Raw genomic sequence first — 20,126 nt, forward strand, 5'->3', positions numbered from 1 at the left:
TCCGGGTCGTCCGAACCGCCGCGCCGTCGCGGGGAGTCAGGGTTCCCCCAGCCCTGTCTCCCACACCGTCCCGTTCCCGCACCACACCCCCGTCCCCACCTCCGCCCATCCCTCCCCCCGGGCGATACGCGTGCTTAGGAGCCCGCGATGAGCGACATGATCACCGCGGACCTGGTCGCCCTCGACCTGTCCGCCGAAACCAAGGAAGCGGCGGCGCGCTCCCTCGCCGAGCGCATGGTGGCCCAGGGCCGGGTGACCGACCTGGACGGCTTCCTCGCCGACGTGGCCGCCCGCGAGGCCCAGATGCCGACCGGGCTCGACGGCGGCATCGGCATCCCGCACTGCCGCAGCGCCCATGTCACCGAACCGACCCTCGCCTTCGGCCGCAGCGCCGCCGGCATCGACTTCGGTGCCCCGGACGGCCCGGCGGACCTGATCTTCCTGATCGCCGCACCGGCCGGCGCCGACGACGCCCACCTGACGATCCTGTCCTCCCTGGCGCGCCAGTTGATGAACACCGAGTTCACCTCCGCGCTGCGGGCGGTGAGCGACGCGGAGACGGCTGCGGCGCTGATCCGGGGGGACGAGGTGCCGTCGAGTGAGGGCGCGCAGGAGGAGGCCGCGGGCGCTGCTCCGGCCGCCGGGAGCGCGCGAGGTGACGCGAGCGCCGGTCAGGGTGCCCCCGGCACCGGTCAGGGTGCCGCGGGCACCTCCGAAGACACCGCCGCGGCACCGGTGGCGGCCTCCGCCGGCGCCGCGGCGGGCAGTACGGCGCGCAGGGCTGACGCAAGCGTCGAGGGCACAGACGCCGGGCGCGCGGGAGCTGGGGATGCGGGCGCTGAGGGTGCTGGTGCTGCGGCCACCGGCGCTGAGGGCGCTGGTGTCGAGGGCACGCCCCCTGCCGAGGCCGCAGCCGGCACCGGTGCCACCGGCACCGCTGCCACCGGCACTGCTCCCACCGGCACCGCTGCCACCGGTGCCGGCTCCCGTTCCGGTGCCGAAGGCGGCGCCGGATCCGACGCGTCGCCCTTCCGGGTCGTCGCCGTCACCTCCTGCCCCACCGGCATCGCGCACACGTACATGGCCGCCGAGTCCCTGGAGAACGCCGGCCGTGAGGCGGGCGTCGAGGTGGTCGTCGAGACGCAGGGCTCGGCCGGCTTCACCCGGCTGGACCCCGCGGTGATCGCCGCGGCAGACGCCGTGATCTTCGCGCACGACGTCCCCGTACGCGACAAGGACCGCTTCGCCGGCAAGCCGGCCGTCGACGTGGGCGTCAAGGCGGGTATCAACCGCCCCGCCGAACTCATCACGGAGGTCCGTGAGAAGGCGGCGCGAGGCGAGGCGAGCGCCCCGGCGCAGGCGCCGGCCGGCACGCCGGTCGAGCGCGCCGGCGACGCCACCGAGGGCTACGGCACCAGGCTCCGCACCTGGCTGATGTCCGGCGTCAGCTACATGGTTCCGTTCGTCGCCGCCGGCGGTCTCCTCATCGCCCTGGGCTTCGCGATCGGCGGGTGGCAGGTCGACAAGGCACCGTCGGTCGTGGACCACTTCGCGTGGACCCAGACCGGCAGCTGGGGCGCCCTGCTCTACCAGATCGGCGGCGTGGCCTTCAAGTTCCTCGTCCCGGTCCTGGCCGGCTACATCGCGTACGGCATGGCCGACCGCCCCGGCCTCGTCCCCGGTTTCGTCGGCGGCGCGATAGCCCTCGACATCAACGCGGGCTTCCTCGGCGGCCTGGCGGCCGGTCTGGTCGCCGGTGGCGTGGTGATGGCGATCCAGAAGGTGCGGATCCCGGCGGCGTTGCGCGGCATCATGCCGGTGGTCGTGATCCCGCTGATCTCCTCGGCGATCGTCGGGTTCCTGGTGCTCGTCGTGATCGGCAAGCCCATCGCCACCGCCCAGAAGGGCCTCACCGACTGGCTGAACAGCCTCACCGGCGCGAACGCCGTCCTGCTGGGCGCCCTGCTCGGCCTGATGATGTGTTTCGACCTCGGTGGCCCGGTCAACAAGGTCGCCTACACCTTCGCCACCGCCGGCATCGCGGTCTCGAACCCCAGCGACTCCGCGATGAAGATCATGGCCGCGGTGATGGCGGCCGGCATGGTCCCGCCGCTGGCGATGGCCCTGGCCACCACCGTGCGCGGCAGGCTGTTCACCAGGGCGGAACGTGAGAACGGCAAGGCCGCCTGGGTGCTGGGCGCGTCCTTCATCTCCGAGGGCGCGATCCCGTTCGCGGCGGCGGACCCGCTGCGGGTCATCCCGTCGTCGATGGTGGGCGGTGCGCTCACCGGCGCCATGGCGATGGTCTTCGACACCACCCTGCGCGCCCCGCACGGCGGCATCTTCGTGGTCCCGCTGATCGGCAACCCGTTCCTGTACCTCGTCGCCATCGTGGCCGGCGTCTGCGCCACCACGGTCCTGGTCGTCCTCCTGAAGGGCATGCGCAAGCGGGTTGAGGAGGCCACGGCCACCGACCCCGCGGCGGACCCGGGTGCCGCACCGAAGGAGACCAAGCAGCCGATAGCGGCCTGACCGCCGTACCCGAGCGCACGGCACCTTGTCCCTTTAGTGCGCTGTGACTTGTTCACGGCACCTGCGAGATACATCACGGTCCGGGGCCAAAGTCCCGGACTGTGGTGTGTACTGGGGCGCATGCCTGATCACGTCCCGCCTCTCCAGCTGATCGGCGTGGCCGTCCTCGCTGTGGCGGCCGTCGCCTGGGCCGTCGTCCTGTACCGCCTGCTGCGCCTGCTGCGCGGCACCGGCCGCCCGGCCGCCGTCCGGCGCCCCTGCGCGCCGCTCCCGGCCCTGCCGCGCCAGAACCGTGTCGGACCCGCGCTGGAGTCGGTCGAGCTGACTCCCGCGGAACGGGACGCCTTCGCGGGCCTCGTACGGCAATTCGCCAACGGCTGAGACAAGACGGGGGATGGGGCTCGTCCCGCCCGGGCGGACGCGAAGGCGCGGGTCCGGCCGTGCCGTCCTGCCCGGTGGGGGAAGCCGGCCGGCGGCGCAGAGGCGCGCACCGGGCCGTGTCCGCGGCGGCTACCCCTGCCGCGCCGCGCGCCTCTCCATGGCGTCCCGGGCCGCGTTCTCCGACATGTACACCTCGCACATGTGCCGCCCGTCGGGGGTCGCCGTGTGCTCGACCTCCCACAGGGAGATCTCGGTGCCGTCGGGCAGCAGGAAGGCGTGCTCGTACAGCGCGTAGCTCAGACCCGCCCGTCCGGCCCGGCCGGGTCGCCCGAACGCCTGCGTGATCTCGTGCGCGGTCGCCGTCGCGAGCAGCGCCGCCGTCTCGGCGCCGGGCCGGTCGGCGTTCTCCGCGCGGCGCAGCAGCCGGCGTGCGTGGTCCGCCGAGTCGTCGGAGGCGAACATCTGCCTCGGCTCGGGAATCGCCCACAGCCGCATGAGCGCGGGCAGTTCGAAGTCCTGCGTGTCCGGGGGCAGCCCGAGCCGTGCCGTGGCGGCCTGCAGCTCCTCCTCGTCGACGTACACCTCGTGCTCCGGGGCGCTGCCGGGCGTGGGGTTGTGCACCAGCTCCCACAGGGTGACCGCCGAGCCGTCGGCGAGCAGCCAGGTGTGCCGGTACGTCTCACGGCGCAGTCCCGAGCTGTGGTAGGCCGAGTGCAGCGAACTGTCGTGCGCCAGCGCGCAGTCGAGCTGCCGTATCACTTCGTCGGGCAGCTCGAAGGAGTTCAGGGCACGGCCGAGGAGTCGCGCGAGATGCTCCTCCGGAGACTCGGGCGACTCGGCTGGTTCGTACGCTGCCGTCTCGTACGGAACGCTCAAGGCATCTCCCGGCGTTGCTGCATGTCACCTTGTGGGTGCATACCGTAGCCCCTCGGTCGGACATCATGTCCGGGAACCGAGAAAACGTGCGCCGGGAAAACGCGCGGGCCGCGCGGAAAGTTCCCGCCCGGCCCGCTGACCTGTCAGAACCCGCCGCTCAGGAGGCGCTCCCGGCGGTCCAGGCGCTCCAGGACATGTTCCAGCCGTTGAGGCCGTTGTCGGGTGAGACCGTCGTGTCGGGGGAGTTCTTGACGATCACGACGTCGCCGACGAGCGAGTTGTCGAAGAACCACTTGGCCGAGGTGGCGCCCTGTGCCCCCTGCACGTCCGCGAGCCCGACACAGCCGTGGCTGGTGCCCTCCCGGCCGAACGGCGGGTTGCCCCTGTTGTACCAGTAGTTGCCGTGGATGAACGTCCCCGACGTCGTCAGTCGCATCGCGTGCGGCACGTCCGGGATGTCGTACTCCCCGCCGAAGCCGACCGTCGAGCCGTTCATGCGGGTCTGCACGAACTTCTCGGAGATCACCATCTGCCCGTTGTACGTCGTGTGCTGCGCGCTGCCCGCCGAGATCGGCACCGACTTGATGGTCTTGCCGTCCCGCACGACCGTCATGGTCTGCGTGTTGACGTCGACCGTGGAGACCTGCGACCGCCCGATGGTGAAGGAGACGCTCTTCTTCTGCACGCCGTAGACGCCCTTCGCGCCCTGCACGCCGTCCAGGTCGATCTTCATCGTGACCTTGGAGCCGGCCTTCCAGTACTCCTGCGGCCGGAAGTCCAGCCGCTGGTTCCCGAACCAGTGCCCGACCACCTGCTGGCCGCTGCTGGAGTTCACCGTGATGTGCGACTGCACGGCCTTCTTGTCGGTGATCGCCTTGTCGAAGGTGAAGGAGACCGGCATGCCTGTGCCGACCGTCGCGCCGTTGTCCGGCGTGTAGGTGCCGATGAAGCTGTTCGCCGTGGTGACGGTGGTGAAGATGGAGTTGGCCGCCGCCGTGCGTCCTGCGGAGTCCTTGGCGGTCGCGGCTATCCGGTACTTCGTGCCGCGCTCCAGCTGCTCCTTCGGCTTCCAGGTGCTGCCGTCCGCCGATATGGATCCGGGCACCTCCTGGCCGGAGTCCGACGCGGTCATCTTCACGTCGGTCAGCTTGCCGTCACTGACCTTCACGCCGGTGGCGTTGATGGACGCGTCGGTCGAGCCGTCCTTGGCCGAGATCTTGATCTTCGCCGTCGACGTCTTCGGGGAGTTGTTGCCGCCCTTGCCGTCGTCGTTGTTGGCGTTGGCACTCCCGCCGCAGGCGGTCAGGGTGAGGGCGCCGACCATCAGGGCGGCACAGGCCCCGAGTACGCGCCGCGCTGTGATGTCCGGCGTTGTCACGGGCTGCTCCAAGTTCGTGTGATGTGGGTGATCCGTTCCCGTCCGTGAGGAGAGAGGGCGCCGACGCCGGGGAAGGTTCCATCCATCCCCCGTGAACGCCATCACGTGACAGAACCGCGACAATCCACGGCCACAACCGCCACCACGAGGCCCGTCACCGTCCCCGTGCGCTTCAGCCGCTCCCGTACAACTCCCCGTACGACGGCCACGCCCCGCCCGGTCCGTCGACCGACTCGGCGGCGCGCAGGGCCCGTACGATCGCGCGGGTCACGACATCCGCTCCGGCCGCGAGCACCTCGTTGAGCGCCAAGGGGTGCACGTCGAGCGAACGCCCGCTGGTCGACAGCGCGAACACCGTGTCCCCGTCGTTGAGGAGATGCACCGGCCGTACGGCGCGTGCGATCCCGTCGTGCGCCGTGCCCGCGAGCTTCTGCGCCTGTGCCTTGGAGAGACCCGCGTCCGTCGCGACCACCGCCAGCGTCGTGTTGAGCGGTGCCGGCGGGTTCCCGCCCGCGCTCTCGTCCAGGCGCCGGCGTGCGGCCTCGTGCACGTGCGCCTTCGGGTACCGCACCCGCCCCTGGAACAACTCGCCGTACAGCACCCCCGTCTCCGGATCCACCGCCGACCCCGCGGCGTTCGCGACCACCAGCGCCGCCACGGTGATCCCCGAGCCGAGCACCGTACTCGCGGTGCCCACCCCGCCCTTGACCCGTCCGACGACGGCGCCCGTCCCGGCCCCCACGCACCCCTCGGCCACCCGCGCGCCCGGCCTGCTCGCCGCGGCGGCCTCCACCGCCGCGCGCCCGGTCTCCGCGTCCGGACGCGCACGGAAGTCGCCGCCGCGCCCCAGGTCGAAGACGCACGCGGCGGGCACCACCGGCACGACGTGCGCCGGATCCGTCCCCACCCGCACGCCGCGCCGCTCCTCCTCCAGCCAGGCCATCACCCCGGAGGCCGCGTCCAGCCCGTAGGCACTGCCTCCGGTCAGCACGATGGCGTCCACCTTCTGCACCAGGTTGCGCGGGTCGAGCGCGTCGGTCTCCTTGGTGCCGGGTCCGCCGCCGCGCACGTCCACGGCAGCGACGGCGCCGCCCTCGGGGGCGAGGACGACCGTGGTGCCGGTGAGCCAACCGTCGCCGGTACGGGTGGCGTGCCCCACGCGCAGCCCGGCGACGTCCGTCAAAGCGTCAGCTGTCATGCGGGCCAGTCTGGCCCAGGTGGCAACGCCCCCCGGCGGACTTCAGCCGGCCGGGTCGGTGGCGTCCGCCTCTCGCTGCCGGCTGCTCGTACGCGCCGTCAGTGTCACCCCGACCGCCACCGCGGCCGAGGACACGAGTCCCGCCGCGAGTACCGCCCAGTCGCCCAGGAAGGTGCAGCAGATCACCAGGAGAGCCGCGGCCGGCAGCACCAGTTGCTCGGCGATGCCCACCTTGAAGTGGCGCGAGTGCAACGCCCACACGCTCAGCAGGTACAGCGCCGTCGGCAGGGTGACGGCCGCGGACGCGGACAGCGTCGAGATGTGCGCCTTGCCGACCGCCTGCTCCACGGCCACCTCCAGCCCCGCGCCGATCGCCGCTGCCGAGGCGAAGACCAGATAGTGGCCGTAGCCCCAGACGAACGCCCGCCTGCTGGACCGGAGATGACCGTGGATGGGCACCACGAAGTAGATCCACCACGCGGAGAAGACGATCAGCAGCCCGCCCGCCGCGATGGGCAGCAGTTCGCCCAGCGCGCGGTGCTCGTCCACGCCCGACTTCACGGCGACCGTGGCCGCGGCGATCGTCTCGCCGAGCACGATGATCGTGAACAGGCCGTACCGCTCGGCGATGTGATGCGGATGCCAGGAGGTCTCGTGGTGCCTCTCGGCGTACAGCGGCACGCACAGTTCCGCGGTCGCCATCACCAGGAACACCCAGGGCCGGGCCGGCTCGGGCAGCAGCACCAGGCCGACCCAGCCCACCTGACACAGCAGCACGCCGCACGCGTACCGCACCGCCATGGAGCGTTCCGCGTCCGTCGCCGACCGGGCGGCTCTCAGCCACTGCGCGGCCACCGCCAGCCGCATGATCACGTAACCGAGCAGGACCAGCAGGAAGTCGTGGTGCACGAACGCCCGGGAGACACCGGCGGCCAGGACCAGGACACCGGCGACCTGCACCAGGGTGACGACGCGGTAGAGCGCGTCGTCGTTGTCGTACGCCGAGGCGAACCAGCTGAAGTTCATCCACGCCCACCAGATGGCGAAGAACACCATCGCGTAGTTGAGGATTCCCTCGCCCGCGTGCCCTTCCGCGACTGCGTGCACCAGTTGCATGCCCGCCTGCGCGACCGCCACGACGAAGCACAGGTCGAAGAACAGTTCCAGGGGGGAGGCGACGCGGTGTGCCTCGTGACGTTCGCGTGCGGTGAGCCGTCGCAGGGGGCCGGAGGGCTGCGGTGCGCCCGAGGGGGCGGGCGCCGGAGCGGAACTCGACGTCATGATTCCCAGGACAGCAGAAAACCGGCCCAAAATCTTGCGAACAGGCGCACAAGTGAACGAAGTGCCCAGGTCCGTCCATATCTCCGGTTCGCGGAACGCTTCTCCCACCCGGTCACCGTGCCCCGAGGCCACCGGCGCCCCCCCGCCGTCGGGCACCCGCCGCGCGAGCCCGGCCGGGCCGTCCCGGCAGGAGCCGTACCCTTGAGGCATGAGCACCGCCCCCCGACCCGAGCAGCGCGACCAGAAGCCTGCGCTGGTCTTCGACGACCCGCTGGACCAGCAGTCCTCGGACGACACCGACCGTGGCTGGGGCGAGCGCTCGGACCGCGACAGCGCCGCCGACCTGAAGCGCTTCCTCGACGAGAAGCCGCCCCACCACCTCTGAGCCGGCCGCGGCAGCGGTGCTAGCGCTCGCCGTGCCCCGCGCCGCGCTGGGCGACCAGAGCGTCGCGTATCTCCTTGAGCACCTCCAGCTCGGTCACCTCGGCGACCTTCTGCGTGCCCTCCCGCGCCGCCTTGCGGGCCGCCTGCCGGGCCAGGTACTTCGACATCGGCAGGACCATCAGGAAGTACACCACCGCCGCGGTGATCACGAAGGTGAGCGCGGATCCCAGGACGGAACCCCACAGGATGGGCACGCCGCTCTTCACCGTGCCGTCCGCGGTCACCTTGCACGGGTCCTTCAGGCAGGAGCTGTAGTTGTCGAGGTTCTGCGTGCCGATCGCTCCGACCAGCGGATTGATGATCCCCTTCACCAGCGCGTTCACGATGTTCGTGAAAGCCGCGCCGATGACCACCGCGACCGCCAGCTCGACTACGTTGCCGCGCATCAGGAAGGCTTTGAAGCCCCGCAGGACGCTCGGTTCGTTCTTCGCACTCACCTAGAGAACTCTCCTCGCATGCACCGGGTGTGGAACGAAACGCTCCGCAACCTACGGCACGGTGCGGCCGTCGTGTCCAGTCCCCCGGCACGATCCGGTTATGTGCCAGGAAGCCGCCGAGAACACGTAAGAGCCGGTTCAGCACAGCGTCACCGCCAGGCGGGCGGTGGCGCTCGCACCGACCAGCCGTGCCGCCGTGGCCCGTGGCACCGACAGCACGACCAAAGCCCCGCTCTCGGTGGCACCGTCCAGCGGCTCCGGCACCTTCGTCACCCGCACACCGCGGGCGAGGACCCGGGCGCCACCCGCGGCCGGGGGGTCCTCGGCGGCGATGACGTCGACGCGGTCACCGGGCCGGAGCAGGTGCACCGTGGCGGCGTCGGCGATCCGCACCGGTGCCGTCACCAGGTCCGCCGCGGGGTGCCGTCGTACCGGTTCCGCGATCGCGGGTCCGCGGGGCCGCTCCGCCTCCCGCGGGGCCGGACCGGACCGGGGCCCCGCGGCCACGAGCGCCGCGGCGGTCACTGCGAGGCCGGCCGCGATGGCACGCCGGCGATGCCGTACGAGCCGCTGCAGCTGGTACCGCCCGCCGCGCACGCGCACGGGGTCGAACGGCGGTACTGCGCAGGTCGCCGGGGCGTCCGTGCCCAGCGGGCGCGGCGGCCGGAGCGGCGGCGGGAAAGAGGAGCGGGTGGGGCGGGCGAGCGAGGACGGCGTCGGGGTCGACGAGGAGGAAGGCACGGGAATCACCGCCTGCGACGAGGAATTCGGCTTGCGATGCCACGATGAGGCCTCGCACCGAATCTCGCCGGAGCCGGTGGAATACGGGCCGATTGTGGAAAACTCGCCCACCCGAACGATGAGTTCCGCCCGGCGCCGCAGCCCGGGCGTCCCCTACGGCAGGTCGAACCCCGGATGCATCCCGCCGAGCGCGTCCAAGCACAGGCAGTCCCGTGCCTCCGTGTCCGGCAGTGCCGCCACCGCGTCGAACAGCACCCCGCGGAGCCGGTCCACGTTGGCCGCGAAGACCTGCAGCACCTCCTCGTGCGAGACGCCCTCGCCGGTCTCGGCGCCCGCGTCGAGGTCGGTGACCAGCGACAGCGAGGTGTAGCACAGCTCCAGTTCCCGGGCGAGTGCCGCTTCGGGATGGCCCGTCATGCCCACCACCGACCAGCCCTGCGCCTGGTGCCACAGGGATTCGGCGCGTGTCGAGAAGCGCGGACCCTCGACCACGACCAGCGTCCCGCCGTCCACCGGCTCCCAGTCCCGGCCGCGCGCCGCCTTCAACGCGGCGGCCCGCCCACTGGGGCAGTAGGGGTCGGCCAGGGAGACGTGCACGACGTTCGGAATGGTGCCGTCGGGCAGGGGCAGCCCGTCGAAGTAGGTCTGCGCCCGGGACTTCGTACGGTCCACCATCTGGTCCGGCACGAGCAGGGTGCCGGGGCCGTACTCGGGCCGCAGCCCGCCGACCGCGCAGGGACCGAGGACCTGCCGGACCCCGACCGAGCGCAGCGCCCACAGGTTGGCTCGGTAGTTGATGCGATGCGGCGGCAGATGGTGCCCCCGGCCGTGCCGGGGCAGGAAGGCGACCCGGCGGCCGGCGACCTCGCCGAGGAAGAGGGAGTCGCTGGGCGGCCCGTAGGGGGTCTCCACCTGGATCTCGGTCACGTCGTCCAGGAACGAGTAGAAACCCGAGCCGCCAATTACGCCGATCTCTGCGTTCGCCATGACCAGCACACTAGCTGGCGGCCGGACAGCGGGGCAGACGGTGCCGGGGAACGCCGAAGACCCTGCCGTCGCTCGGACGGCAGGGTCGGGGTGAGAGGACGGGCCTCAGGCGGCGGAGCTGGAGGACGACGAGGACGACGACGAGGACGAGGTCGTCGACGAGGACGCCTTCGAGTCGGTCGACGTGCTGGACGGCTTCGACGCCGGCGTGCTGCTCGACGTGGAGCCGCGGGAGTCGTTGCGGTAGAAGCCGGAGCCCTTGAAGACGATGCCGACCGCGGAGAACACCTTCTTCAGGCGGCCCTGGCAGTCGGGGCACTCGGTCAGGGCGTCGTCGGTGAACTTCTGCACCGCCTCGAGGCCCTCGCCGCACTCGGTGCACTGGTACTGGTAGGTCGGCACTGTCTTCCTCCTGGCACTCTCACTCGATGAGTGCTAACGACGGTCCATAGTGACGTATTCCCGGGGATCAGTCCACCGTCACCGGCACGCGGTGACCGACGCCACGTGCGACCGTACGGTTCACCGGCCGCGCGATCAGCAGCGACCGCAGCGCCACCAGGACCGCCAGCGCGAGCACCGTGCCGGCCATGGGCACCAGGAATCCCGCGCCGCCCCAGAGCCGGTCCTCCAGCTGTCCGGCGACCGTGACGGCGGCGGCCTGGCCGAGAGCGACCGCGCCGGTCAGCCAGGTGAAGGCCTCGGTGCGGGCGCCGGCCGGGACCAGGCCCTCGACCAGCGTGTAGCCCGTGATCAGGGCCGGGGCGATGCACATGCCGACCAGCAGGCCGAGCGCGGCGAGCAGCAGCACCGAGTGTGCCGTCCACAGGGCGGACGCGGCCAGTGCCAGTGCCGTGTAGCCGACGACCAGGCGCTTGTGCGGGGCCACCTTCCAGGCGATCGCGCCGCAGGCGATGCCGGAGAGCATGTTGCCGGCGGCGAACGTGCCGTACAGGACGCCGTTCAGGCCGGGCTCGCCGATCGACTCGGTGAAGGCCGCGAGCGCCACCTGCATGCCGCCGAAGACCGAACCGATGCCGAGGAAGGTCACGACCAGCACCCGCACGCCCGGGATGCGCAGGGCGGAGGCGTGCTCCACGCGCGCGTGCCCGTCCCGGGCGGTCACCGCAGGCTGGGTGCTCTTCTGCGCGGCGAACAGCAGACCGCCGACGAGGGTCAGCGCGGCCTCCGTGACCAGGCCGGCCGACGGTGTCACGGTGGTGCACAGCGCGGTCGCCAGCAGGGGGCCGAGGACGAAGGTCAGCTCGTCGGTGACCGACTCGAAGGCCGCCGCCGTCGCCATCAGCGGCGAACCCTGCAGCTTCACACCCCAGCGCGCCCGCACCATGGGACCGACCTGCGGCACCGAGGCGCCGGTCGGGACGGCCGCCAGGAACAGCGCCCACAGGGGCGCGTGGGCCAGCGCGAGCACCGTCAGGGTCAGGCCGGAGAGGGTGTGCACCAGGACACCGGGGATCAGCACGGCGCGCTGGCCGTAGCGGTCGGCGAGGCGGCCGCTGTAGGGCGCGAACAGTGCCATGGAGACGCCGGTCGCGGCCGCGGCGGCACCCGCGGCGCCGTAGGAGCCGGTGGTGTGCTGGACGAGCAGCACGATGGAGATCGTCAGCATCGCGAACGGCTGACGTGCTGCGAAGCCGGGGAGCAGGAAGGTCCAGGCGCCGCGGGTGCGCAGCAGCTGTCCGTATCCCGGGCGGGACGACGCCGGCGAGGTCTTCTCCGGCTCGGTGGTGGTGACCGTGGATCCCACGGCCCGTGCCTTTCTGCCGCCTGGTAGCGCGGGCCCCGTGCGGGCCCGGGCGCCGAGAGCTGTCCTCTTGCGCGGACTGCGGTAGATACCGGCGCCCACTGCGGGTGGGGGGCGACGCGGCCGCCATACGGTCGCGCCAGCTCTGCGTCAGGCAGAGTTGGTTCGATCAGGTTCCGTCATCCTACAGGGACCAGCGCCTTGTGCGGCTGTGAAAGCGAGCACCATGCGGCCTGGTCACCTGGGATTCGGAAGGCGCGAACGGCACGGAATCCGCCCTTCACGGCAGCCGCCCGTACTTGAGGGGACCTGGACGCTCTGCGCGCGCGGGTGCGCCCTTGAGATGAGCCGCCCGCCGTCAGGCGAACTGCCCGCTTCGGCGTGAGCTGCCCTCGGTGCGAACTGCCCGCCGTGCGGCCTGCCCGCCTCAGCGTGAGCCGCCCGCCCCGTCGGTGCCCAGCCAGCCCGCCAGCTTGCCGCCGTGGGCGACCGCCCGCAGGCGCCGTTCCGCCGCGTCGCGGACCGGGTCGGTGGCGACGACCAGCAGCTCGTCGCCGCGCCGCAGCACCGTCGAGGGCAGCGGAACGAACGATTTCCCTTCGCGGACCACGAGGGTGACGGCAGCGCCGGCCGGCAGCCGCAGCTCGTTGACCTCCACGCCGTGCATCCGGGATTCCTCGGGGATCGAGACGGACAGCAGGTGCCCGCGCAGCCGCTCCAGGGGCGCCGACTCGATGCCGAGGTCGGAGGCCTCGCCCTGCTCGCCCAGGCGCAGGGTGCGGGCCAGCCAGGGCAGGGTCGGCCCCTGGACGAGGGTGTAGACGACGACCAGGACGAAGACGATGTTGAAGATGCTGCGGCTGCCGGCGACGCCGTTCACCATGGGGATGGTCGCCAGGATGATGGGCACGGCGCCGCGCAGTCCCGCCCACGACATCAGGGCCTGCTCCCGCCACGGCACCCGGAACGGCGTCAGGCTGAACACCACGCTCAGCGGCCGGGCCACCATGGTCAGCACCAGCCCGATGACCAGGGCGGGCCAGATGTCGTCGCCCAGCTCGTGCGGGGTGACCAGCAGGCCGAGTACGACGAACATGCCGATCTGGGCGATCCAGCCGAGTCCCTCGGCGAAGCCGCGCGTGGCGGCCCAGTGGGGAAGCCTGGCGTTGCCGAGCACCATGGAGGCCAGGTAGACGGCCAGGAAGCCGCTGCCGTGCCCCAGGGCGCCGGCGGCGTAGGCCGTGACGGCGATGGCGAGCACGGCGATCGGGTAGAGGCCGGACGCCGGGAGGGCGACGTGCCGGAGGCCCCAGGCGCCGAACCAGCCCACCGCGAGCCCTGTGGCCGCGCCGATGGCCAGTTCCAGGACGATCTCGCCCAGCAGGACGTACCAGTGCTCCACCGGGCCGGCCGTGGAGAAGGCGACGACCAGGATGACCACCGGGGCGTCGTTGAAGCCGGACTCCGCCTCCAGCGTGCCCGTCACGCGCGCGGGGAGGGGGATTCTGCGCAGCACCGAGAAGACCGCCGCCGCGTCCGTCGACGACACCACCGCACCGATGATGAGCGCCTGCCGCCATTCCAGCCCGACCAGATAGTGCGCGCCCGCCGCGGTCACCCCCACGCTGACCGCGACGCCCAGGGTCGCCAGGGTGGCGGCGGACGACAGGACCGGCCGGACCTCCTTCCACTTCGTGCCCAGGCCGCCCTCGGCGAGGATCACGACCAGGGCGGCGTAGCCCATGACCTGGGTCACTTCGGCGCTGTTGAAGTGGATGTCCGCGATGCCGTCCTGGCCCATCAGGACGCCGATCCCGAGGTAGATGAGCAGGCTGGGGAGCCCGCTGCGCGAGGAGACCCGGACGGCCGCGACGGCGACGAGCAGGACGACGGAGCAGGCGAGCAGGAGCTGGTTGAGGTGGTGGACAGTCAGCGGGCGCCTCCTCTGGGGACCTCCGGTTACTTCGTTACCTTACCTAACTCTTGACGCTTTCTTGACGTTCGCCAAGGCAAGATCGAACGCTCGTACGCGCTGGTTCCCGACTCCGCGTCAAGCGGGACAGGGCCCTACGCCTATGGTTGCTCCAGCGCTCATTCAAAGTCACAGCCCGACCTGCCGCTCGCGTTAGGACAGCAAGGACAGCGATGCCCCCCAACACCACCGCCACAACGGGTGACACCGCCACAACGGGTGCCACGTCCGTCAAGTCCGGCAGGAAGAAGGGGCGCAAAGCCCGACTGGTCGTGCTTGTGCTGGTTCTGGCCATCATCGGAGGCATCGCCTACGGCGCGTGGTGGTCGATCAGTACCGTCCGGGCCTCCTTCCCGCAGACCACGGGCACCATCAAGCTCGACGGCCTGTCCGGACCGGTCGACGTCAAGCGGGACGGCTACGGCATCCCGCAGGTCTACGCGTCCTCGGACGAGGACCTGTTCATGGCGCAGGGCTACGTCCAGGCGCAGGACCGGTTCTACGAGATGGACGTGCGCCGGCACATGACCTCCGGGCGCCTGTCGGAGATGTTCGGCAAGGGCCAGGTCGAGAACGACGAGTTCCTGCGCACTCTGGGCTGGGACCGGATCGCCGCGCAGGAGTACGAGACCAAGCTCTCGGCCTCCACGAAGAAGTACCTCCAGGCCTACGCCAAGGGGGTCAACGCCTACCTCCAGGGCAAGGACGGCAAGGACATCTCCCTGGAGTACGCGGCCCTGGGCTTCGACAACGACTACAAGCCGGAGAAGTGGACCCCGGTCGACTCGGTCTCCTGGCTGAAGGCGATGGCCTGGGACCTGCGCGGCAACATGCAGGACGAGGTCGACCGCGCCCTGATGACCAGCCGCCTCGGCCCGCAGCAGATCCAGGACCTGTACCCGGCCTACCCCTACGGCCGTCACAAGCCGATCGTGCAGGAAGGCCGGTACGACGAGCTGACCAAGGCCTTCGAGCAGAGCGGATCCGCCAATACCGGTCAGGGCACGGCCGGCGGTTCCCAGGGCACGGCCGGCGGCACCACGAGCGGCTCTCAGGGCACGACGGGCACGACCGGCTCCTCCACCTCGGCAGGCACAGGTTCGGGCCTCACGAGCCAGCTGGGAGGCCTCTACAAGGTCCTCGACGATCTCCCCACGGCCGTCGGCGTGAACGGCCAGGGCATCGGCTCCAACTCATGGGTGGTCGCGGGGAAGTACACCATCACCGGCAAGCCGCTGCTCGCCAACGACCCGCACCTGTCGGCGTCCCTGCCCTCCGTCTGGTACCAGATGGGCCTGCACTGCCGGACCGTCTCGGACAAGTGCCAGTTCGACGTCACCGGCTACACCTTTGCCGGCATGCCCGGTGTGATCATCGGCCACAACGACAAGATCGCCTGGGGTATGACCAACTCCGGCGTCGACGTCACGGACCTGTACCTGGAGAAGGTCAGCTCGGGCGGCTACCTGTACGACGGCAAGGTCCGGCCCTTCAAGACCCGCGAGGAGACCATCAAGGTCGCCGGCGGCTCCCCGAAGACGATCGTCGTCCGGCAGACGCGGGACGGGATGCCGCTGCTGTCCGACCGTGACGACGAACTGGTCCAGGCCGGCAGGAAGGCCGCGGTGAACACCGCCGCGCCCGACCGGGGCGACGGCTACGGCATCGCCCTGAGGTGGACCGCGCTCGACGCGGGCACCTCCATGGACGCCGTCTTCGCCATCGACAAGGCCGCGGACTGGAGCGACTTCCGCGCGGGGGCGGCCCTGTTCGACGTGCCGTCGCAGAACCTGGTCTTCGCCAGCACGGACAATCACATCGGCTACACGCTGCCCGGCAAGATCCCCACGCGCTCCGCCAAGGACGCCGGCACCATGCCGGTACCGGGCTGGGACTCGAAGTACCGCTGGACCGGCTTCATCGAGCAGGACGAGCTGCCCTACGAGTACGACCCCGAGCGGGGCTACATCGTCACCGCCAACCAGGCCGTGGTCGACCGGGGCAAGTACCCGTACACGCTCACCGCCGACTGGGCCTACGGTGCCCGCAGCCAGCGCATCACCGACCTGATCGAGTCCAAGATCAAGGGCGACGGCCGGATCTCCACCGACGACATGCGGCAGATGCAGCTGGACAACAGCAGCGAGATCGCCAAGCTCCTGGTGCCCAAGCTGCTGAAGCTCAACCTGGACGACCCGGAGGTCCGCGAGGCGCAGAAGCTGCTGGAGGGCTGGGACTACACCCAGGACGCCGACTCCGCCGCGGCCGCGTACTTCAACGCCGTCTGGCGCAACATCCTGAAGCTCGCGTTCGGCAACAAGATGCCCAAGGAACTGCGCGTCAAGGGACAGTGCCTGTGGGTCGACAAGATCGACAGCACCGGGCCGGTGGACGACGACACCAAGGTGCGCGAGTGCGGCCAGCGCGATGCCGACCAGGCGCAGCCGGACGGCGGCGACCGCTGGTTCGAGGTCGTGCGGACCCTGATGGAGAAGCCGGACAGCGACTGGTGGAAGACCCCCGCGTCGGGCACCCGGCCCAAGGCCGAGAACCGCGACGAGCTGTTCGCCCGCGCCATGATCGACGCCCGCTGGGAGCTGACCGCCAAGCTCGGCAAGGACATCGACACCTGGAGCTGGGGCCGGCTGCACCGCCTGTTCCTGAAGAACCAGACGCTCGGCACCGAAGGGCCCAAGGTCCTGCAGTACCTGCTCAACCGCGGCCCCTGGAAGCTCAGCGGCGGCGAGGCCACGGTGAACGCGAGCGGCTGGAACGCCGCCGGCGGCTACAACGTCGTGTGGGTGCCGTCCATGCGGATGGTGGTCAACCTCCGCGACCTGGACAAGTCCCGGTGGATCAACCTGACCGGCGCCTCCGGGCACGCCTACAACGCGCACTACACCGACCAGACGGGCAAGTGGGTCAAGGGCGAGCTGCTGCCCTGGTCGTTCTCCCGGAAGGCGGTCGGCGAAAGCACGAGCGACACGCTCGTCCTCGAGCCGTGAGCCGCCCCCGGTGCCCTTGAGGACCGGGGACCCGGACGGCACACCACGGAAAAGGGCCCCCCACGCGCGCGTGGAGGGCCCTTTCCCGTACGCCGGGAGCACCCGCGAGGGCGTGGGCGCCGGGTCAGACGCCCGGGAAGCGGCGCACGCCGGAGGGCGTCACCACCGCGTGCACCGGCTTGTCGTGCGTCTCCACCGGGACGTCGGCGACGACCTCCGTGTCGTAGAGCAGCACCACGAGCCGGGGACGAGCGCCCGCACGCTCCAGGCGGGCCAGCACGCGGTCGTACGATCCGCCGCCGCGCCCCAGCCGCATCCCGCGCGTGTCCACCGCGAGCCCGGGCAGCAGGACGACGTCCGCGGCCGTCACGGCGTCCGGGCCGAGACGCGCGCCCGAGGGCTCGAAGAGCGCCATTTTCCCGCCGTGTTGAACCCGCGCCAGGGAGCCGGGGCCGGTGTACTCGCCCCAGTCCAGGTCGTTGTCCGGCAGCAGCGCGGGGAGCAGGACACGCACGCCCCGCGCGCGCAGCGCGTCCAGCAGTGCGAGCGTGCCCGGTTCGCTCCCGACGGAGACGTACGCCGCCACCGTGCGCCCGTGTGCCAGCTCGGGCAGCTCCAGGGCGCGCTCCGCCAGCGCGCGGCCGGCCTCGCGCACGTCATCCGCCGTCAACCTGTTCCTCACCGTGAGGAACTCTCGCCGCAACATGCGCTTGTCAGGCTCGCCCGTGCGTCCGTGGTGTTCCACTGGTCGTTCTCGCACCTTTCCCAATGCAGGTCATATGTGGGTCAAGCAACCGGAGCCCCAGATTCCCTGCAAAGGCACCGGATATGGTTGCGGGCATGACTCAGTCCCACTCCAGGATCAGCAAGGCTGTCATTCCCGCAGCCGGCCTCGGCACCCGGTTCCTGCCGGCTACCAAAGCCACTCCCAAGGAGATGCTGCCGGTCGTCGACAAGCCGGCGATCCAGTACGTGGTCGAGGAGGCCGTGTCGGCGGGGCTCGACGACGTGCTCATGATCACCGGACGCAACAAGCGCCCGCTCGAGGATCACTTCGACCGCAACTACGAGCTGGAGTCGGCGCTCGAGAAGAAGGGCGACGCCGAACGGCTCGCGAAGGTGCAGGAGTCCAGCGACCTGGCCACGATGCACTACGTGCGCCAGGGCGACCCCAGGGGCCTCGGTCACGCCGTGCTGTGCGCCGCCCCGCACGTCGGCCACGAGCCGTTCGCCGTCCTCCTCGGTGACGACCTGATCGACCCGCGGGACCCGCTGCTGCAGCGCATGATCGAGATCCAGGAGCAGCACGGCGGCAGCGTGATCGCCCTCATGGCGGTCGCGCCCGAGCAGATCCACCTCTACGGCTGCGCCGCTGTGGAGAGCACCGCCGACGGCGACGTCGTGAAGGTGACCGGACTCGTCGAGAAGCCGGACCCGGCGGACGCCCCGTCCAGCTACGCGATCATCGGCCGCTACGTCCTCGACCCGCACATCTTCGACATACTGCGCAAGACCGAGCCCGGCCGCGGCGGCGAGATCCAGCTCACCGACGCCCTCCAGCAGCTCGCCCAGGACGAGAAGATCGGCGGTCCGGTGCACGGCGTCGTCTTCAAGGGCCGCCGCTACGACACCGGGGACCGTGGCGACTATCTGCGTGCCATTGTCAGACTCGCGTGCGAACGTGAAGACCTGGGCCCGGACTTCCGGACCTGGCTTCGCAGTTACGTAGCCGAGGAGATGCAGCAGTCTTGAGCAGCGCCGCGACCCGCCCCGCCGGCCCGGACGACCTGTGGTCGGTGGACGACCACCTGGAGGACATCCTCTCGACCGTCCGTCCCCTCGAACCCATCGAGCTGCAACTGCTCGACGCCCAGGGCTGCGTCCTGGTCGACGACGTCACGGTGCCGGTCTCACTCCCGCCGTTCGACAACAGTTCCATGGACGGGTACGCGGTGCGGGTCGCGGACGTGGCGGGCGCCGGCGAGGAGTTCCCGGCCGCCCTGGAGGTCGTCGGGGACGTCGCGGCGGGCGCGGCCGACCTGGTCCGGGTCGGCCCCGGACAGGCCGCGCGCATCATGACCGGTGCGCCCCTGCCGCCCGGCGCCGAGGCCGTCGTCCCCGTGGAGTGGACCGACGGAGGGCTCGGCGAGGGCCCGGTGAGCGGCATGCGCGCCCGCAGCCTGGCGCCCGAGGGCGCCGAGGGACACGTGCACGTGTACCGCCCCGTCGAGGCACGCGCGCACGTGCGGGCCAAGGGCAGCGACGTGCGCGCCGGCGACCGGGCCCTGGAGGCCGGTACGGTCCTCGGCCCGCCGCAGATCGCCCTGCTCGCCGCGATCGGCCGCGGCACGGTACGGGTGCGTCCGCGCCCGCGCGTGGTCGTCCTGTCCACCGGCAGCGAACTCGTCCAGCCCGGCGCGGAACTGGACACGGGCCGGATCTACGACTCCAACAGCTTCGCCCTCACCGCCGCCGCGCGGGACGCGGGTGCCATCGCCTACCGGGTGGGTGCCGTCGCCGACGACGCCGAGATCCTCCGCTCCACCATCGAGGACCAGCTCATCCGCGCCGACCTGCTGGTGACCACGGGCGGCGTGAGCGTCGGTGCGTACGACGTCGTCAAGGAGGCGCTGTCGTACGTCGGCGACGAGGACGAGGCGGGCAGCGGCGTCGACTTCCGCAAGCTCGCCATGCAGCCCGGCAAGCCCCAGGGCTTCGGCTCCATCGGCCCCGACCACACCCCGCTGCTGGCGCTGCCCGGCAACCCCGTGTCGTCGTACGTCTCCTTCGAACTGTTCGTCCGCCCCGCCATCCGCGCGCTGATGGGCCTCACCGACCTCCACCGGCCCCGCGCGCGGGCCGCCCTGAAAGCGGACGAGGCGCTGCGCTCGCCGAAGGGGCGCCGCCAGTTCCTGCGCGGCGCGTACGCCGACGGCGAGGTGGTCCCCGTGGGCGGTGCCGGTTCCCACCTGATCGCGGCGCTGGCGCAGGCCGACGCGCTGATCGTCGTCCCCGAGGACGTGGAGTCCGTCGAGCCCGGTACCGAGGTCGAGGTCGTCCTGCTGAGCTGAGCCGTCATGGTTGGCGGTACCGTGTCGCGCACAGCAGGCCCGCGCACCGCACTGCGAC

17 protein-coding genes are annotated in these 20,126 nt (G+C 71.4%); 6 read left to right on the top strand and 11 right to left on the bottom strand.

Features of this window, described 5'->3' with window-relative positions; translation table 11 throughout:
• Nucleotides 1–147 precede the first annotated feature (147 nt).
• Complete coding sequence (locus ACZ4SF_RS19365) at nucleotides 148–2,532, top strand: PTS fructose transporter subunit IIABC (RefSeq protein WP_468385627.1); 2,385 nt, start codon at nucleotides 148–150, stop codon at nucleotides 2,530–2,532.
• 120 nt (nucleotides 2,533–2,652) lie between these two features.
• Complete coding sequence (locus ACZ4SF_RS19370) at nucleotides 2,653–2,913, top strand: hypothetical protein (RefSeq protein ID WP_468385630.1); 261 nt, start codon at nucleotides 2,653–2,655, stop codon at nucleotides 2,911–2,913.
• Between the two features lie 129 nt (nucleotides 2,914–3,042).
• On the opposite strand, the gene ACZ4SF_RS19375 is transcribed toward ACZ4SF_RS19370, so the two are convergent.
• From ACZ4SF_RS19375 to ACZ4SF_RS19390, 4 genes are all read right to left on the bottom strand, one after another.
• Nucleotides 3,043–3,789: a DUF6227 family protein gene (locus ACZ4SF_RS19375; protein ID WP_468385633.1), complete on the bottom strand. Its 747-nt coding sequence runs from the start codon at nucleotides 3,787–3,789 to the stop codon at nucleotides 3,043–3,045.
• A gap of 157 nt (nucleotides 3,790–3,946) precedes the next feature.
• Nucleotides 3,947–5,167 (bottom strand): L,D-transpeptidase, encoded by a 1,221-nt coding sequence (locus ACZ4SF_RS19380; protein WP_468385636.1) that lies wholly within the window; start codon nucleotides 5,165–5,167, stop codon nucleotides 3,947–3,949.
• A 172-nt stretch (nucleotides 5,168–5,339) separates the two neighbouring features.
• Nucleotides 5,340–6,365: a P1 family peptidase gene (locus ACZ4SF_RS19385; protein WP_468385639.1), complete on the bottom strand. Its 1,026-nt coding sequence runs from the start codon at nucleotides 6,363–6,365 to the stop codon at nucleotides 5,340–5,342.
• Between the two features lie 42 nt (nucleotides 6,366–6,407).
• Nucleotides 6,408–7,646 carry a low temperature requirement protein A gene (locus ACZ4SF_RS19390; RefSeq protein ID WP_468385641.1) on the bottom strand — a complete coding sequence of 413 codons (1,239 nt, stop codon included), beginning with the start codon at nucleotides 7,644–7,646 and terminating at the stop codon, nucleotides 6,408–6,410.
• 208 nt (nucleotides 7,647–7,854) lie between these two features.
• Between ACZ4SF_RS19390 and ACZ4SF_RS19395 the strand changes: the two genes are divergently transcribed.
• Nucleotides 7,855–8,031: a hypothetical protein gene (locus ACZ4SF_RS19395; protein ID WP_468385644.1), complete on the top strand. Its 177-nt coding sequence runs from the start codon at nucleotides 7,855–7,857 to the stop codon at nucleotides 8,029–8,031.
• Nucleotides 8,032–8,050: 19 nt separating this feature from the next.
• Here ACZ4SF_RS19395 and mscL read toward each other — a convergent pair whose 3' ends face one another.
• The 6 genes from mscL to ACZ4SF_RS19425 all read right to left on the bottom strand — a co-directional run bounded on the left by mscL (nucleotide 8,051) and on the right by ACZ4SF_RS19425 (nucleotide 13,953).
• Entirely contained in the window at nucleotides 8,051–8,527 is a 477-nt protein-coding gene (gene mscL, locus ACZ4SF_RS19400) for a large conductance mechanosensitive channel protein MscL (protein ID WP_468385647.1), read from the bottom strand.
• A gap of 138 nt (nucleotides 8,528–8,665) precedes the next feature.
• Nucleotides 8,666–9,268: a hypothetical protein gene (locus ACZ4SF_RS19405; protein WP_468385650.1), complete on the bottom strand. Its 603-nt coding sequence runs from the start codon at nucleotides 9,266–9,268 to the stop codon at nucleotides 8,666–8,668.
• 153 nt (nucleotides 9,269–9,421) lie between these two features.
• A complete protein-coding gene (locus ACZ4SF_RS19410; RefSeq protein WP_468385653.1) occupies nucleotides 9,422–10,255 on the bottom strand; it encodes an S-methyl-5'-thioadenosine phosphorylase in 834 nt (277 codons plus the stop codon).
• A gap of 105 nt (nucleotides 10,256–10,360) precedes the next feature.
• A complete protein-coding gene (locus ACZ4SF_RS19415; protein WP_468385656.1) occupies nucleotides 10,361–10,657 on the bottom strand; it encodes an FmdB family zinc ribbon protein in 297 nt (98 codons plus the stop codon).
• Nucleotides 10,658–10,724: 67 nt separating this feature from the next.
• Nucleotides 10,725–12,023: an MFS transporter gene (locus ACZ4SF_RS19420; RefSeq protein ID WP_468385658.1), complete on the bottom strand. Its 1,299-nt coding sequence runs from the start codon at nucleotides 12,021–12,023 to the stop codon at nucleotides 10,725–10,727.
• Nucleotides 12,024–12,447: 424 nt separating this feature from the next.
• Nucleotides 12,448–13,953 (bottom strand): potassium/proton antiporter, encoded by a 1,506-nt coding sequence (locus ACZ4SF_RS19425; protein ID WP_468385993.1) that lies wholly within the window; start codon nucleotides 13,951–13,953, stop codon nucleotides 12,448–12,450.
• A gap of 212 nt (nucleotides 13,954–14,165) precedes the next feature.
• Here ACZ4SF_RS19425 and ACZ4SF_RS19430 point away from each other — a divergent pair, with 212 nt between their 5' ends.
• Nucleotides 14,166–16,997 (top strand): penicillin acylase family protein, encoded by a 2,832-nt coding sequence (locus ACZ4SF_RS19430; protein ID WP_468385661.1) that lies wholly within the window; start codon nucleotides 14,166–14,168, stop codon nucleotides 16,995–16,997.
• Nucleotides 16,998–17,121: 124 nt separating this feature from the next.
• Here ACZ4SF_RS19430 and ACZ4SF_RS19435 read toward each other — a convergent pair whose 3' ends face one another.
• On the bottom strand, nucleotides 17,122–17,703 hold the full coding sequence (locus ACZ4SF_RS19435; protein WP_468385995.1) for a 5-formyltetrahydrofolate cyclo-ligase: 582 nt from the start codon (nucleotides 17,701–17,703) through the stop codon (nucleotides 17,122–17,124).
• A 134-nt stretch (nucleotides 17,704–17,837) separates the two neighbouring features.
• Here ACZ4SF_RS19435 and galU point away from each other — a divergent pair, with 134 nt between their 5' ends.
• Both galU and glp read left to right on the top strand, forming a co-directional pair.
• Nucleotides 17,838–18,749, top strand: a complete 912-nt coding sequence (galU, locus tag ACZ4SF_RS19440) for a UTP--glucose-1-phosphate uridylyltransferase GalU (protein WP_468385663.1) — start codon at nucleotides 17,838–17,840, stop codon at nucleotides 18,747–18,749.
• Nucleotides 18,746–20,068: a molybdotransferase-like divisome protein Glp gene (gene glp / locus ACZ4SF_RS19445; RefSeq protein ID WP_468385666.1), complete on the top strand. Its 1,323-nt coding sequence runs from the start codon at nucleotides 18,746–18,748 to the stop codon at nucleotides 20,066–20,068. Before galU ends, glp begins: the two co-directional genes overlap by 4 nt.
• Nucleotides 20,069–20,126 lie beyond the last annotated feature (58 nt).

The organism is Streptomyces sp. NPDC027663 (genome assembly GCF_055566415.1).

Excerpts from the sequence above, each read along its gene's own strand:
- ACZ4SF_RS19365 (WP_468385627.1), top strand. The coding sequence starts at position 148 with ATGAGCGACATGATCACCGCGGACCTGGTCGCCCTCGACCTGTCCGCC.
- ACZ4SF_RS19370 (WP_468385630.1), top strand. The coding sequence starts at position 2,653 with ATGCCTGATCACGTCCCGCCTCTCCAGCTGATCGGCGTGGCCGTCCTC.
- ACZ4SF_RS19385 (WP_468385639.1), bottom strand. The coding sequence starts at position 6,365 with ATGACAGCTGACGCTTTGACGGACGTCGCCGGGCTGCGCGTGGGGCAC.
- ACZ4SF_RS19390 (WP_468385641.1), bottom strand. The coding sequence starts at position 7,646 with ATGACGTCGAGTTCCGCTCCGGCGCCCGCCCCCTCGGGCGCACCGCAG.
- ACZ4SF_RS19395 (WP_468385644.1), top strand. The coding sequence starts at position 7,855 with ATGAGCACCGCCCCCCGACCCGAGCAGCGCGACCAGAAGCCTGCGCTG.
- ACZ4SF_RS19410 (WP_468385653.1), bottom strand. The coding sequence starts at position 10,255 with ATGGCGAACGCAGAGATCGGCGTAATTGGCGGCTCGGGTTTCTACTCG.
- ACZ4SF_RS19430 (WP_468385661.1), top strand. The coding sequence starts at position 14,166 with ATGCCCCCCAACACCACCGCCACAACGGGTGACACCGCCACAACGGGT.
- ACZ4SF_RS19435 (WP_468385995.1), bottom strand. The coding sequence starts at position 17,703 with ATGTTGCGGCGAGAGTTCCTCACGGTGAGGAACAGGTTGACGGCGGAT.
- galU (WP_468385663.1), top strand. The coding sequence starts at position 17,838 with ATGACTCAGTCCCACTCCAGGATCAGCAAGGCTGTCATTCCCGCAGCC.